Here is a 14,100-nt window from a genome sequence, read left to right as displayed (position 1 = left end):
ATCTGTACCGGGCCGTCGACAGCCGGGGCCGCACTGTCGATTTTTATCTCTCCTCCCGTCGTAACAGCAAAGCTGCATACCGGTTTCTGGGTAAAATCCTCAACAACGTGAAGAAGTGGCAGATCCCACGATTCATCAACACGGATAAAGCGCCCGCCTATGGTCGCGCGCTTGCTCTGCTCAAACGCGAAGGCCGGTGCCCGTCTGACGTTGAACACCGACAGATTAAGTACCGGAACAACGTGATTGAATGCGATCATGGCAAACTGAAACGGATAATCGGCGCCACGCTGGGATTTAAATCCATGAAGACGGCTTACGCCACCATCAAAGGTATTGAGGTGATGCGTGCACTACGCAAAGGCCAGGCCTCAGCATTTTATTATGGTGATCCCCTGGGCGAAATGCGCCTGGTAAGCAGAGTTTTTGAAATGTAAGGCCTTTGAATAAGACAAAAGGCTGCCTCATCGCTAACTTTGCAACAGTGCCGTTGCTCTCAGAGTTGTCGTAATTTGATGGACTATTGTCGTAATTGCTTATGGAGTTGTCGTAGTTGCTTGGAGAAATGTCGTAGTTGGATGGGGAGTAGTCATAGGGAAGACGAGCTTCATCCACTAAAACAATTGGCAGGTCAGCAAGTGCCTGCCCCGATGCCATCGCAAGTACGAGGCTTAGAACCACCTTCAACAGATCGCGCATAGTCTTCCCCAGCTCTCTAACGCTTGAGTTAAGCCGCGCCGCGAAGCGGCGTCGGCTTGAACGAATTGTTAGACATTATTTGCCGACTACCTTGGTGATCTCGCCTTTCACGTAGTGAACAAATTCTTCCAACTGATCTGCGCGCGAGGCCAAGCGATCTTCTTGTCCAAGATAAGCCTGCCTAGCTTCAAGTATGACGGGCTGATACTGGGCCGGCAGGCGCTCCATTGCCCAGTCGGCAGCGACATCCTTCGGCGCGATTTTGCCGGTTACTGCGCTGTACCAAATGCGGGACAACGTAAGCACTACATTTCGCTCATCGCCAGCCCAGTCGGGCGGCGAGTTCCATAGCGTTAAGGTTTCATTTAGCGCCTCAAATAGATCCTGTTCAGGAACCGGATCAAAGAGTTCCTCCGCCGCTGGACCTACCAAGGCAACGCTATGTTCTCTTGCTTTTGTCAGCAAGATAGCCAGATCAATGTCGATCGTGGCTGGCTCGAAGATACCTGCAAGAATGTCATTGCGCTGCCATTCTCCAAATTGCAGTTCGCGCTTAGCTGGATAACGCCACGGAATGATGTCGTCGTGCACAACAATGGTGACTTCTACAGCGCGGAGAATCTCGCTCTCTCCAGGGGAAGCCGAAGTTTCCAAAAGGTCGTTGATCAAAGCTCGCCGCGTTGTTTCATCAAGCCTTACGGTCACCGTAACCAGCAAATCAATATCACTGTGTGGCTTCAGGCCGCCATCCACTGCGGAGCCGTACAAATGTACGGCCAGCAACGTCGGTTCGAGATGGCGCTCGATGACGCCAACTACCTCTGATAGTTGAGTCGATACTTCGGCGATCACCGCTTCCCTCATGATGTTTAACTCCTGAATTAAGCCGCGCCGCGAAGCGGTGTCGGCTTGAATGAATTGTTAGGCGTCATCCTGTGCTCCCGAGAACCAGTACCAGTACATCGCTGTTTCGTTCGAGACTTGAGGTCTAGTTTTATACGTGAACAGGTCAATGCCGCCGAGAGTAAAGCCACATTTTGCGTACAAATTGCAGGCAGGTACATTGTTCGTTTGTGTCTCTAATCGTATGCCAAGGAGCTGTCTGCTTAGTGCCCACTTTTTCGCAAATTCGATGAGACTGTGCGCGACTCCTTTGCCTCGGTGCGTGTGCGACACAACAATGTGTTCGATAGAGGCTAGATCGTTCCATGTTGAGTTGAGTTCAATCTTCCCGACAAGCTCTTGGTCGATGAATGCGCCATAGCAAGCAGAGTCTTCATCAGAGTCATCATCCGAGATGTAATCCTTCCGGTAGGGGCTCACACTTCTGGTAGATAGTTCAAAGCCTTGGTCGGATAGGTGCACATCGAACACTTCACGAACAATGAAATGGTTCTCAGCATCCAATGTTTCCGCCACCTGCTCAGGGATCACCGAAATCTTCATATGACGCCTAACGCCTGGCACAGCGGATCGCAAACCTGGCGCGGCTTTTGGTACAAAAGGCGTGACAGGTTTGCGAATCCGTTGCTGCCACTTGTTAACCCTTTTGCCAGATTTGGTAACTATAATTTATGTTAGAGGCGAAGTCTTGGGTAAAAACTGGCCTAAAATTGCTGGGGATTTCAGGAAAGTAAACATCACCTTCCGGCTCGATGTCTATTGTAGATATATGTAGTGTATCTACTTGATCGATCAGGCTTTTGTATATCTCCCCACCACCTGAAACAATGACATGATCCGTTATTTTCTTTAGGTTGGTTAAAGCATCTTTAATTGATGGAAAGATCAATACGTTCTCATTGTCAGATGTAAAACTTGAACGTGTTACGACCGCATACTTTCGGTTGGGTAATGCTCCCATTGATTCAAAAGTCTTGCGTCCAACCAACAGCCATTGGTTATAGGTAATAGCTTTAAACAGGAGCTGTTCACCTTTGGCACTCCATGGAATATCAGGGCCATTCCCGATAACTCCATTCTTCGATATAGCTACCATTAGTGATAGTTTCACAATTCTTCCTCAGAGGTTAACATTTTATTAGTAAGCATGCTCGTTTTGTCACCCGCTGATGCTTACCGTTAATTAATATAATCACTTGTATTAAATAGACTTTCTTTAAAAATACAAGACACTCTGTTATTACAAATCGTGCATGCCGTCTATCCTGCTTGCACGATGCACATTATCTCACCCAAAGAACTCATAACATTTTAATTTATTTAGCATTAAATTAAAACTCTACCGGTAAACAAGCATCTCTAGGCGTAAAAAACAGGCACTTTTTTAAATCCCAGCTAGAATAGGCTGTATAGGCAGACAGTTGCAAGACAAGGAGCGTTTTATGTCTAACAGTCCATTTTTAAATTCTATACGCACGGATATGCGACAAAAAGGTTATGCGCTGAAAACTGAAAAAACTTACCTGCACTGGATTAAGCGTTTTATTCTGTTTCACAAAAAACGTCATCCTCAGACCATGGGCAGTGAAGAGGTCAGGCTGTTTTTATCCAGCTTAGCAAACAGCAGACATGTAGCCATAAACACGCAGAAAATCGCTTTAAATGCCCTAGCTTTTTTGTACAACAGGTTTTTACAACAGCCGTTGGGCGATATTGATTATATCCCTGCAAGCAAGCCTAGACGGCTACCCTCTGTTATCTCTGCAAATGAAGTGCAACGCATTTTGCAGGTTATGGATACTCGCAACCAAGTTATTTTTACGCTGCTGTATGGTGCAGGTTTGCGCATTAATGAATGCTTGCGTTTGCGGGTTAAAGATTTTGATTTTGATAATGGCTGCATCACTGTGCATGACGGTAAGGGTGGGAAAAGCAGAAACAGCCTACTGCCCACGCGCCTAATCCCAGCAATAAAATAACTCATTGAGCAAGCGCGGCTTATTCAGCAAGACGACAACTTACAAGGCGTAGGGCCATCGCTGCCTTTTGCTTTAGATCACAAATACCCTTCTGCTTATCGACAAGCGGCGTGGATGTTTGTCTTTCCCTCCAGCACGCTCTGCAACCACCCGTATAACGGCAAATTATGCCGCCATCATCTGCATGACTCCGTTGCGCGAAAGGCATTGAAGGCAGCCGTACAAAAAGCAGGCATCGTTAGCAAGCGTGTCACTTGTCATACATTTCGTCACTCGTTTGCTACGCATCTATTACAAGCGGGGCGTGATATTCGCACTGTGCAAGAACTCTTAGGGCATAACGATGTTAAGACCACGCAAATCTATACGCATGTGTTGGGTCAGCATTTTGCCGGCACCACCAGTCCTGCGGATGGACTGATGCTACTTATCAATCAGTAAAAGTAGATAAATATCTTTATGTAGCCCTGAGTAGCCCCTGATACTTTTTATGGTGAAAAAGATAAACAATCATAGAGGGGATAAATATGAGCCAGTTCTACCATTGTTCAGATAAGTTTAAGCAAGATACTGTCAATCACAGTGACCATTCATGGTCATTACACTTCCTCCAGTTGCCAGACAATGCCTAACATAAAAACGCAAAAGCCCAAAAGTCAGAGCTTAGGTGTTCTAGGCGTTTTCTAAGCGCTGAAGAAATACGTCTTACCGTAGATTGCGTGCGTTTCTGAAGCACATTTTCCTTATACATGGCTTTATCCCAGGCAGCTTCATCAAGCTCTTGGAGTAACAAGCCAGTAATAATGCGACACTCTCGGGTTTGTAGCGAGCCGCTGGTGAGATCGGAGTTATAGCGGAAAGGGGTCATTTGTAATTATTTGTGGGTGGAGGATAGTTAACTTATTATTGTAGTTGGAAGAGGCTGCTTTCCAAACATTAGCACCTCGTAATGCTTGTTACTGTATATTAATTTATGCTCTTAGCGCATGTTAATGGGCTATTACAATGCATAATGTCCACATCAAGATAACTGTGGCTTAACACCTGTACAAGCGAAAAAAATCAATCACCTGTCCGGAAATACGGGATCACTGTAAAGTGTTGGTGAGGCAGTCTAGGAGGGGGATTTAATTTGGGATACTGATGAAAGGATTATGATCAGTTGGATATAGGATCGTACTAAGCTGAGCGGCAGGTTAGCTAGATTAGTTAACCAGATAAGTGAAATCTAGTTCCAAACTATTTTGTCATTTTTAATTTTCGTATTAGCTTACGACGCTACACCCAGTTCCCATCTATTTTGTCACTCTTCCCTAAATAATCCTTAAAAACTCCATTTCCACCCCTCCCAGTTCCCAACTATTTTGTCCGCCCACAGGCGTGGCGGCCAGGGCCGATGAACGCAAGAAGCTCGAACGGCTGTGCCGGTACATCAGCCGCCCGGCGGTATCCGAGAAGCGGCTGTCGTTAACACGAGGCGGCAACGTGCGCTACCAGCTCAAGACGCCGTACCGGGACGGCACCACGCACGTCATTTTCGAACCATTGGATTTCATTGCAAGGCTGGCCGCCCTGGTACCGAAGCCCAGAGTCAACCTAACCCGCTTCCACGGGGTGTTCGCACCCAACAGTCGGCACCGGGCGTTGGTCACGCCGGCAAAACGGGGCAGGGGCAACAAGGTCAGGGTGGCTGATGAACCGGCAACACCAGCACAACGGCGAGCGTCGATGACATGGGCGCAACGGCTCAAGCGTGTTTTCAATATCGACATCGAGACCTGCAGCGGCTGCGGCGGCGCCATGAAAGTCATCGCCTGCATTGAAGACCCTATAGTGATCAAGCAGATCCTTGATCACCTGAAGCACAAAGCCGAAACCAGCGGGACCAGGGCGTTACCCGAAAGCCGGGCGCCACCGGCTGAGCTGCTCCTGGGTCTGTTTGACTGACGAGCCTGAAGGCCAACGATACCAATCAAAATGCTGCGTTCACAGCGCCGCGGCAGGGATCCGCCGTGCTGGTTGTCGGAAAAGGAGCCGCTAGTGGGAAAGAGGAGGGTAAATTTTCAGCGTTGCTGGCTCCCCGTCAGCCGGATTGGGTTGCATCGCAGGGGTGTCGAAAGAGTCAACTGCGGTCCAAAGCTGTTGGACTTGGGTGAAAAGGGCGTTTATTCTTCCTATACGTCGATCGATTGAATGAAGGACATATACAATCATTTCTCCGACATTTGGTTATGGAGCGAAAAGTTTCAATATCTTATCAAAACCAGGCAATCAATGCGATTAAGTTTTATTACGAACGTGTTTTGGGTGGACAACGGAAAACATATTTCATCGAAAGACCAAAAAAAGAAAAAACACTTCCTGTTGTGATGAGTGAAGAAGAAACCATTCGGGTACTACGCGCTATTGAAAACGTGAAACACAAGGCTATTCTGATGACTATTTATTCGGCAGGTTTGCGCATTTCTGAATGTATAAACCTGAAAATAAAAGACATTGACTCCAAGCGCATGCAAATTCGTATAGAACAGTCAAAAGGAAAAAGAGATCGTTATACCATTTTATCTGAGAAAACATTAATTATTTTAAGAACATACTTTATGGAATATAAACCAAAAGATTATTTATTTGAAGGTCAAAAAGGTGGCGCATACTCAAGCCGAAGTATTCAAAACATTTTTAAAGCAGCTGTTTTAAAAGCAAAGATTCAAAAGGAAGTTACTGTACATACCTTACGACATAGCTTTGCAACGCATTTGCTTGAGAATGGTACGAGTTTACGTTATATTCAATCGTTGTTAGGTCATTCAAGCAGTAAAACAACTGAGGTTTATACACATATTACCACCAAGGGAATGGAACAATTAAAAAGTCCGATGGATTTGTTAGATATATAGAAAGGATTTGTATATTTGAGCAAAACTTAACAAAAAGCACTATGAATATAAATCCTTTTGAGAGAGTAGAAACGAACGGTAAACGGTTGAAAACGGATTTGTCACTGATAATGAAAGGTTTAGCAAAATAAGATATAGTGGATATATACGCCATTTGGCGTATAGCCACTTGTTATGTGCCATTTTTGAATGACAATGCGAATAGATACAGACAAACAAATGAATTTACTTAGTGATAAGAACGTTGCAATAATTGGTGGTGGACCCGTTGGACTGACTATGGCAAAATTATTACAGCAAAACGGCATAGACGTTTCAGTTTACGAAAGAGACAACGACCGAGAGGCAAGAATTTTTGGTGGAACCCTTGACCTACACAAAGGTTCAGGTCAGGAAGCAATGAAAAAAGCGGGATTGTTACAAACTTATTATGACTTAGCCTTACCAATGGGTGTAAATATTGCTGATGAAAAAGGCAATATTTTATCCACAAAAAATGTAAAGCCCGAAAATCGATTTGACAATCCTGAAATAAACAGAAATGACTTAAGGGCTATCTTGTTGAATAGTTTAGAAAACGACACGGTTATTTGGGATAGAAAACTTGTTATGCTTGAACCTGGTAAGAAGAAGTGGACACTAACTTTTGAGAATAAACCGAGTGAAACAGCAGATTTGGTTATTCTTGCCAATGGTGGAATGTCGAAAATAAGGAGCTTTGTTACCGACACGCAAGTTGAAGAAACCGGTACTTTCAACATCCAAGCTGATATTCTTCAACCGGAAATAAACTGTCCCGGATTTTTTCAGCTATGCAACGGCAACCGATTAATGGCGGGACATCAGGGCATTTTATTGTTTGCCAATCCCAATAATAATGGTGCATTGTATTTAGGAATTAGTTTTAAAACGCCCGATGAATGGAAAAATAAAATTCCCTTAGATTTTCAGGACAGAAACAGCGTTGCCGATTTTTTATTGAAAAGATTTTCCAAATGGAGTGAAGTTTACAAACAATTAATACGTTCGGTATCAACATTTCAATGCTTGCCCACAAGGAAATTTCCTTTGAACAATGATTGGAAAAGTAACCGTCCATTACCCATAACAATGATTGGCGATGCTGCTCATTTGATGTCGCCTTTTGCAGGACAGGGTGTAAATACGGGATTATTGGATGCTTTGATATTGTCTGAAAACCTTACAAACGGAGAATTTACAAGTATTGAAAATGCCATCGAAAACTACGAACAACAAATGTTTGTTTATGCAAAAGATACGCAGGACGAATCGACAGAAAACGAAACCGAAATGTTTAGTCCCAATTTTTCGTTTCAAAAATTATTGAATCTATAAACAGTAAGAAAAAACGGCTACTAACAAGCAGTTTTGCAATAGTGGGGCAGAAGTGCAAAATTGAACTTGTGTGCTTCTATCAACTTTTGTACATTAGCTGCCAGTTTAAGATGGGTGCATTTGAGTATGCCCAAAGGAGCCCGCAAGTATGCGCAGGACGAAGCCAGTAGCCGCGCCGATGGTGGCGCGGGTCTATCTGCGCGTCAGCACCGACGCGCAGGACTTGGAACGCCAAGAGGCGATCACTACGGCCGCGAAGGCCGCCGGCTACTACGTCGCCGGCATCTACCGTGAGAAGGCATCCGGCGCACGCGCCGACCGGCCTGAGCTGCTGCGCATGATCGGCGACCTACAGCCCGGCGAGGTGGTCATTGCCGAGAAGATCGACCGCATCAGCCGCCTACCTTTGCCCGAGGCCGAGCGCCTGGTGGCCTCGATACAGGCCAAAGGCGCACGCCTGGCCGTCCCTGGCGTGGTCGATCTATCCGACCTGGCGGCCGAGGCCCAGGGCGTCGCCAAGATCGTGCTGGAAGCCGTGCAGATCATGCTTTTTCGCCTGGCCTTGCAGATGGCCCGCGACGACTACGAGGACAGGCGCGAACGCCAGCGCCAAGGCATTGAGTTGGCCCGCCAGGCCGGGCGGTACAAGGGCCGCCGTGCTGATCCGAAGCGCCGCGCCCAAGTTGTCGCGCTGCGCAAGTCCGGCTACAGCATCAACAAGACCGCCGAGCTGGCCGGGTACAGTGCGGCCCAGGTGAAACGGATATGGGCCGAGGTCAGCCAGGCCGAAGCGAAGCAGCACGGCGCGTTCGTGGAGGACGCATTGACGGAAGCCGATGCCCTGGCCGCTGTCGGCCAGGATGAGCGCCAGGAGGAAAGGGCATGAAGAAGCCGAACCAAGACGACGAGCCGTTTTTCATCACCGAGGAGATTGCGGCCGAAATGATCGCCGGCGGCTATGAGTTCGAGCTGCCGCCCATTCCTTGCACCATCCGCCTACGCGACGTGCTGGAGCGCATGACCGATGCTGAGCTAGCATTGCAGCCGGGCGAGATCGCCGACCAGGAGCGTGAACGCTGCCGGCGCAAGCCGTGTTCAACCTCATGATCTGGTCATGGTATTTTTCATGGCACTGAGCCTGATAGTTCTTGCAAATTGTTGTCACTAAAGGGTTTTGTGTGCTTGTTTACAATCGAGTGGGAGTGACGGGCACTGGCTGGCAATGTCTAGCAACGGCAGGCATTTCGGCTGAGGGTAAAAGAACTTTCCGCTAAGCGATAGACTGTATGTAAACACAGTATTGCAAGGACGCGGAACATGCCTCATGTGGCGGCCAGGACGGCCAGCCGGGATCGGGATACTGGTCGTTACCAGAGCCACCGACCCGAGCAAACCCTTCTCTATCAGATCGTTGACGAGTATTACCCGGCATTCGCTGCGCTTATGGCAGAGCAGGGAAAGGAATTGCCGGGCTATGTGCAACGGGAATTTGAAGAATTTCTCCAATGCGGGCGGCTGGAGCATGGCTTTCTACGGGTTCGCTGCGAGTCTTGCCACGCCGAGCACCTGGTCGCTTTCAGCTGTAAGCGTCGCGGTTTCTGCCCGAGCTGTGGGGCGCGGCGGATGGCCGAAAGTGCCGCCTTGCTGGTTGATGAAGTACTGCCTGAACAACCCATGCGTCAGTGGGTGTTGAGCTTCCCGTTTCAGCTGCGTTTCCTGTTTGCCAGCCGGCCCGAGATCATGGGGTGGGTGCTGGGCATCGTTTACCGCGTCATTGCCACGCACCTGGTCAAGAAAGCGGGCCATACCCACCAAGTGGCCAAGACGGGCGCGGTCACCCTGATCCAGCGTTTTGGATCGGCGCTCAATCTGAATGTTCACTTCCACATGCTGTTTCTCGACGGTGTGTATGTCGAGCAATCCCACGGCTCAGCGCGTTTCCGCTGGGTCAAGGCGCCGACCAGCCCAGAGCTCACCCAGCTGACGCACACCATCGCCCACCGGGTGGGTCGCTATCTGGAACGGCAAGGCCTGCTGGAACGGGATGTCGAAAACAGCTATCTGGCCTCGGATGCGGTGGATGACGACCCGATGACACCCCTGCTGGGGCACTCGATCACTTACCGTATCGCTGTCGGTTCACAGGCGGGGCGAAAGGTGTTCACTTTGCAAACTCTGCCGACCAGTGGTGATCCGTTCGGTGACGGGATTGGCAAGGTAGCCGGGTCCAGCCTGCACGCCGGCGTGGCGGCCAGGGCCGATGAACGCAAGAAGCTCGAACGGCTGTGCCGGTACATCAGCCGCCCGGCGGTATCCGAGAAGCGGCTGTCGTTAACACGAGGCGGCAACGTGCGCTACCAGCTCAAGACGCCGTACCGGGACGGCACCACGCACGTCATTTTCGAACCATTGGATTTCATTGCAAGGCTGGCCGCCCTGGTACCGAAGCCCAGAGTCAACCTAACCCGCTTCCACGGGGTGTTCGCACCCAACAGTCGGCACCGGGCGTTGGTCACGCCGGCAAAACGGGGCAGGGGCAACAAGGTCAGGGTGGCTGATGAACCGGCAACACCAGCACAACGGCGAGCGTCGATGACATGGGCGCAACGGCTCAAGCGTGTTTTCAATATCGACATCGAGACCTGCAGCGGCTGCGGCGGCGCCATGAAAGTCATCGCCTGCATTGAAGACCCTATAGTGATCAAGCAGATCCTTGATCACCTGAAGCACAAAGCCGAAACCAGCGGGACCAGGGCGTTACCCGAAAGCCGGGCGCCACCGGCTGAGCTGCTCCTGGGTCTGTTTGACTGACGAGCCTGAAGGCCAACGATACCAATCAAAATGCTGCGTTCACAGCGCCGCGGCAGGGATCCGCCGTGCTGGTTGTCGGAAAAGGAGCCGCTAGTGGGAAAGAGGAGGGTAAATTTTCAGCGTTGCTGGCTCCCCGTCAGCCGGATTGGGTTGCATCGCAGGGGTGTCGAAAGAGTCAACTGCGGTCCAAAGCTGTTGGACTTGGGTGAAAAGGGCGTTTATTCTTCCTATACGTGAACCGCATCCTACGGAATGAGTAACCCTTGCCCTATTGTGAGTAGAACGTCGTATAATTCAAACGAAAGCAGTTAATAGGTATGAAATATCACAGCACAAAAGAGCGACAGGACATGTTTAGATGATGTTATTATAAAATAATAACATCATGGATGAATAAAAAATAATTTTCTATCTTTACAACTATGTTATACTTCTATGATAAGGCTATGATGGCAAAGCCTTGGTTTTCCTAATCAAATAGTCGCCGAGATGGCTTCAATGCGACAGTAGGTCTACTGTCTCACAATTAATTCATGTATCAGATTTTTGTTCCCTGATGGGAAGTGTTATCCATACGAAAAGAATATGGGTAAAGTGTTACACCTGTATATGACATTCAGAATGTCCTGTCGGGGGAACTGGTACCAATTTAATAAAAGAAAACAGTATAGAAATGACAATCGAAGATATGCAAACATTAGCCCTAGAGCATGGGCTGAGAATTTCGGAAGAGATGAGCGTCAATGAGATGGGCATCGACTTTAGAGTTGCCTTTGTAAAGGAAGTAAACGGTGAGAACTGGGTACTCCGTATACCTCGAAGAAGCGATATGCTTGAACAAATCGAAAATGAAAGTAGAATATTGGATTTAGCCAAAAGAAACCTGTCGATCAATGTCCCTGATTGGAAAATTGTATCGGAGCGCCTAATAGCCTACCCTTTACTGGAGGATGCGCCTGCTCTGACATTCGATGCGATAACACATGAGGTTTCTTGGAACATAGATCGCGATAGCATAGCTTATGTGGAGTCTCTGGCAAAATCATTGGCCGAATTACATCGTATTACAGCTGACGATGTGAGAAAGAGCAACTTGAAAATAATGACTCCAAGTGAATTGAGGACCGAAATAGCTGACCGTATCCACTTGGTGAAATCTGAGATAGGTATCAGCGAGCCGTTGGAAAACAGATACCGTAGATGGTTGGACAATGACCCTTTGTGGCCTGAATTCACTTGTTTCATCCATGGCGATCTCTATGCAGGGCATGTCTTAACCTCGAAGGAAGGTAAGACCTCTGGTATCATAGATTGGTCTACTGCGCATATGGGTGATCCTGCACTGGACTTTTCTGGTCACGTATCGGTTTTTGGAGAGGATAGCCTGAAGAGTTTGATAACGGAGTATGCTAAACAAGGCGGAACGATATGGGATAGGCTCTACGAACAATCTATAGAGAGGGCTGCTGCAGCTCCATTAGCATATGGCGCTTTTGCGGTAGAGTGCAACGACGATAATCATATCAATGCCGCCAGAGCAGCCTTAGGTATTGTTCAATAAAATGATGTGAGGATACTTTTTTAAATGCTAAAATAGGAGTTCGATTGGTGCCACTTAAGAGTATCATTGATTTCTATTTTAGCCAGTATCCTCCACTTTTAGGAGCTCCTCGAAACTCGATTTTATGATCATCTCTTAAGATTTTGAGCCACCGCTCTACTATCTTGACAGGAACTAATAGCTCGTTTACTAAAAATGGTGCACGCTTTCCTGGATTAGTTCTTATCTGATTAAATAGTAGATTTACTCCCTCACTTACTCCCTCATTAGATTCGAAAAGTAGCTTTGATGAGACAATAACTCGAAAACCGTGCTGGAAATTTTCAAAGACAGGGGGACGCAGACCATAGGATGCGAAGCCTTCTTGGATTCGTTTGATGCCTGACCCATATTTTTCAATAAAATGCGCTTCTTTGAACGTGGCAGATATCCTTTTATTGCGCGCCCATGGCGAGTAATCTTCACGAAGAAGCTGATCAATCGTTAAGTTATCAGCTAAACCACCTGGATTGAAAAACTCTATGGAATTGTAATACACCCTGATTATGGAATCGGCAAATTAATTTGGACTTGGGTGAAAAGGGCGTTTATTCTTCCTATTACGTTGTCGGCAGCGGGCCAAAAAGGAATACGTCCATGCCCATCGAGGTGAAACCGGCTGTGAGCGCGGGTTCAAGCATATAGCCCGACAGGCGCGTATCCTTGCCGATCACGACACGATGGCGGTGGTCACCGCGACGAAAGACACGGCCAGCCGCCATGCCGACGCGCAAGGCGGTTTCCGCCGTCATCGCGCCTTCGTTGGCTTTGCCACGAATACCGTCTGTGCCGAAATATTTGCGCACCATAAGGTCGATTATCCTGTCGTCGGGTCGCCCTCAAAGGGGACATGCCTGCTGAACCGCGAATATAGAGAAATATCCCGAATGTGCAGTTAACGAATTCTTGCGGTTTCTTTCAGCGCCGCCAATACCGCCAGCCCGTCGCGCAAGGGGCGCGGCTCGTGTGTGCGGATGAAGTCAGCTCCACCTGCGGCGGCGGCAAGCTCTGCAGCGAGTGTCGCGGCCCCGACATCCCCCGGACCACGGCCTGTGAGCGCGCGCAGAAAGGATTTGCGCGAAACAGACAGAAGCACCGGCAAATCGAAGCGCAGCCGCAATTCATCGAACCGCGCCAGCACCGAGAGCGAGGTTTCGGGAGCAGCCCCCAGAAAAAACCCCATGCCGGGATCAAGGACAAGGCGGTTGCGTTTGATACCGGCACCCGTCAGCGCCGCGATGCGCGCGTCAAAGAACGCCGCAATGTGATCCATGATGTCGCCAGCGGGTGCCTCGCGCCGATCTGCCTGCCCGTCTTGCACCGAATGCATAACGACGAGTTTGGCAGATGATTTCGCCAATTGCGGATAGAACGCAGCGTCTGGAAAACCGCGAATATCATTGAGATAGGCCACACCACGCGACAAGGCATAGGCTTGCGTCGCGGGTTGATAACTGTCGAGCGAGACGGGAATGCCATCTGCCTTGAGCGCGTCCAGCACCGGCGCGATACGCGCGATTTCTGTGTCGGACGAAACAGGCGCGGCGTCGGGATTGCTGGATGCCGGACCGAGGTCGATCACATCTGCCCCCTCGGCCATCAGCTTACGCGCCTGCGCAATGGCTGCGTCTGGCGCCAGATACCGGCCTCCATCGGAGAAACTGTCCGAGGTTATGTTGACGATGCCGAAAATGATGAGCGATTTATTCATGGGGGCTTCTATAATAATCTCTGTACACGACAAAAATAGATAACTCATTGAAATAATGTCACAATAATTGTTTTCTAACGACGAATACTATGACACATCTCAATGAGTTATATCTTATCTTAAACAAATCTCTAAAATGGAACA

12 protein-coding genes and 4 pseudogenes are annotated in these 14,100 nt (G+C 48.6%); 9 read left to right on the top strand and 7 right to left on the bottom strand.

From position 1 onward, the window contains the following. Positions 1–437: pseudogene (locus FTT75_RS14380) on the top strand (IS6-like element IS26 family transposase); the annotation flags it as partial. 290 nt (positions 438–727) lie between these two features. Here FTT75_RS14380 and aadA1 read toward each other — a convergent pair. From aadA1 to dfrA1, 3 genes and pseudogenes are all read right to left on the bottom strand, one after another. After that, positions 728–1,563 (bottom strand): annotated as a pseudogene (aadA1, locus tag FTT75_RS14375) (ANT(3'')-Ia family aminoglycoside nucleotidyltransferase AadA1). Positions 1,564–1,620: 57 nt separating this feature from the next. After that, positions 1,621–2,145, bottom strand: a complete 525-nt coding sequence (gene sat2 / locus FTT75_RS14370) for a streptothricin N-acetyltransferase Sat2 (RefSeq protein WP_000704156.1) — start codon at positions 2,143–2,145, stop codon at positions 1,621–1,623. A gap of 94 nt (positions 2,146–2,239) precedes the next feature. Then, on the bottom strand, positions 2,240–2,713 hold the full coding sequence (dfrA1, locus tag FTT75_RS14365) for a trimethoprim-resistant dihydrofolate reductase DfrA1 (RefSeq protein WP_000777554.1): 474 nt from the start codon (positions 2,711–2,713) through the stop codon (positions 2,240–2,242). Positions 2,714–3,044: 331 nt separating this feature from the next. Between dfrA1 and intI2 the strand changes: the two are divergent. Then, positions 3,045–4,022, top strand: a pseudogene (intI2, locus tag FTT75_RS14360) (class 2 integron integrase IntI2). 187 nt (positions 4,023–4,209) lie between these two features. Here the strand turns inward: intI2 and FTT75_RS14355 are convergent. After that, positions 4,210–4,449 carry a BrxA family protein gene (locus FTT75_RS14355; protein WP_001353740.1) on the bottom strand — a complete coding sequence of 80 codons (240 nt, stop codon included), beginning with the start codon at positions 4,447–4,449 and terminating at the stop codon, positions 4,210–4,212. A 509-nt stretch (positions 4,450–4,958) separates the two neighbouring features. Between FTT75_RS14355 and FTT75_RS14350 the strand changes: the two are divergent. The 7 genes and pseudogenes from FTT75_RS14350 to mph form a co-directional block, all read left to right on the top strand. Continuing rightward, a pseudogene (locus tag FTT75_RS14350) lies at positions 4,959–5,528 on the top strand (transposase); the annotation flags it as partial. 284 nt (positions 5,529–5,812) lie between these two features. Beyond that, the gene (locus FTT75_RS14340) at positions 5,813–6,478 is read left to right on the top strand and encodes a tyrosine-type recombinase/integrase (RefSeq protein ID WP_015060916.1); all 666 of its coding nucleotides are present in this window, start codon (positions 5,813–5,815) and stop codon (positions 6,476–6,478) included. 189 nt (positions 6,479–6,667) lie between these two features. After that, a complete protein-coding gene (locus FTT75_RS14335) occupies positions 6,668–7,834 on the top strand; it encodes a tetracycline-inactivating monooxygenase Tet(X3) (protein WP_024160783.1) in 1,167 nt (388 codons plus the stop codon). A 148-nt stretch (positions 7,835–7,982) separates the two neighbouring features. After that, positions 7,983–8,720: a recombinase family protein gene (locus tag FTT75_RS14330; protein WP_001366550.1), complete on the top strand. Its 738-nt coding sequence runs from the start codon at positions 7,983–7,985 to the stop codon at positions 8,718–8,720. Continuing rightward, entirely contained in the window at positions 8,717–8,941 is a 225-nt protein-coding gene (locus FTT75_RS14325) for a hypothetical protein (RefSeq protein WP_000743213.1), read from the top strand. Before FTT75_RS14330 ends, FTT75_RS14325 begins: the two co-directional genes overlap by 4 nt. Positions 8,942–9,151: 210 nt before the next feature. Beyond that, positions 9,152–10,645 carry an IS91-like element ISVsa3 family transposase gene (locus FTT75_RS14320; protein WP_001120888.1) on the top strand — a complete coding sequence of 498 codons (1,494 nt, stop codon included), beginning with the start codon at positions 9,152–9,154 and terminating at the stop codon, positions 10,643–10,645. A 673-nt stretch (positions 10,646–11,318) separates the two neighbouring features. Next, complete coding sequence (gene mph, locus FTT75_RS14310) at positions 11,319–12,206, top strand: Mph(E)/Mph(G) family macrolide 2'-phosphotransferase (RefSeq protein ID WP_071830579.1); 888 nt, start codon at positions 11,319–11,321, stop codon at positions 12,204–12,206. 73 nt (positions 12,207–12,279) lie between these two features. Here the strand turns inward: mph and FTT75_RS14305 are convergent, their stop codons facing one another. From FTT75_RS14305 to sul2, 3 genes are all read right to left on the bottom strand, one after another. Beyond that, a complete protein-coding gene (locus FTT75_RS14305) occupies positions 12,280–12,744 on the bottom strand; it encodes an ATP-binding protein (RefSeq protein ID WP_071830580.1) in 465 nt (154 codons plus the stop codon). 61 nt (positions 12,745–12,805) lie between these two features. Beyond that, complete coding sequence (locus FTT75_RS14300) at positions 12,806–13,054, bottom strand: phosphoglucosamine mutase (protein ID WP_071830581.1); 249 nt, start codon at positions 13,052–13,054, stop codon at positions 12,806–12,808. A gap of 86 nt (positions 13,055–13,140) precedes the next feature. Next, complete coding sequence (gene sul2, locus FTT75_RS14295; RefSeq protein WP_001043260.1) at positions 13,141–13,956, bottom strand: sulfonamide-resistant dihydropteroate synthase Sul2; 816 nt, start codon at positions 13,954–13,956, stop codon at positions 13,141–13,143. Positions 13,957–14,100 lie beyond the last annotated feature (144 nt).

Origin of the sequence: Acinetobacter sp. YH01008, from assembly GCF_013420435.1 — a bacterium.
Classification (GTDB): Bacteria; Pseudomonadota; Gammaproteobacteria; order Pseudomonadales; family Moraxellaceae; genus Acinetobacter; species Acinetobacter pseudolwoffii.
Note: the sequence above shows the minus strand (reverse complement) of the source record. Positions and strands in the feature narration are given on the sequence as shown.

Excerpts from the sequence above, each read along its gene's own strand:
- sat2 (WP_000704156.1), bottom strand. The coding sequence starts at position 2,145 with ATGAAGATTTCGGTGATCCCTGAGCAGGTGGCGGAAACATTGGATGCT.
- FTT75_RS14355 (WP_001353740.1), bottom strand. The coding sequence starts at position 4,449 with ATGACCCCTTTCCGCTATAACTCCGATCTCACCAGCGGCTCGCTACAA.
- FTT75_RS14340 (WP_015060916.1), top strand. The coding sequence starts at position 5,813 with ATGGAGCGAAAAGTTTCAATATCTTATCAAAACCAGGCAATCAATGCG.
- FTT75_RS14335 (WP_024160783.1), top strand. The coding sequence starts at position 6,668 with ATGACAATGCGAATAGATACAGACAAACAAATGAATTTACTTAGTGAT.
- FTT75_RS14330 (WP_001366550.1), top strand. The coding sequence starts at position 7,983 with ATGCGCAGGACGAAGCCAGTAGCCGCGCCGATGGTGGCGCGGGTCTAT.
- FTT75_RS14325 (WP_000743213.1), top strand. The coding sequence starts at position 8,717 with ATGAAGAAGCCGAACCAAGACGACGAGCCGTTTTTCATCACCGAGGAG.
- FTT75_RS14320 (WP_001120888.1), top strand. The coding sequence starts at position 9,152 with ATGCCTCATGTGGCGGCCAGGACGGCCAGCCGGGATCGGGATACTGGT.
- mph (WP_071830579.1), top strand. The coding sequence starts at position 11,319 with ATGACAATCGAAGATATGCAAACATTAGCCCTAGAGCATGGGCTGAGA.
- FTT75_RS14300 (WP_071830581.1), bottom strand. The coding sequence starts at position 13,054 with ATGGTGCGCAAATATTTCGGCACAGACGGTATTCGTGGCAAAGCCAAC.
- sul2 (WP_001043260.1), bottom strand. The coding sequence starts at position 13,956 with ATGAATAAATCGCTCATCATTTTCGGCATCGTCAACATAACCTCGGAC.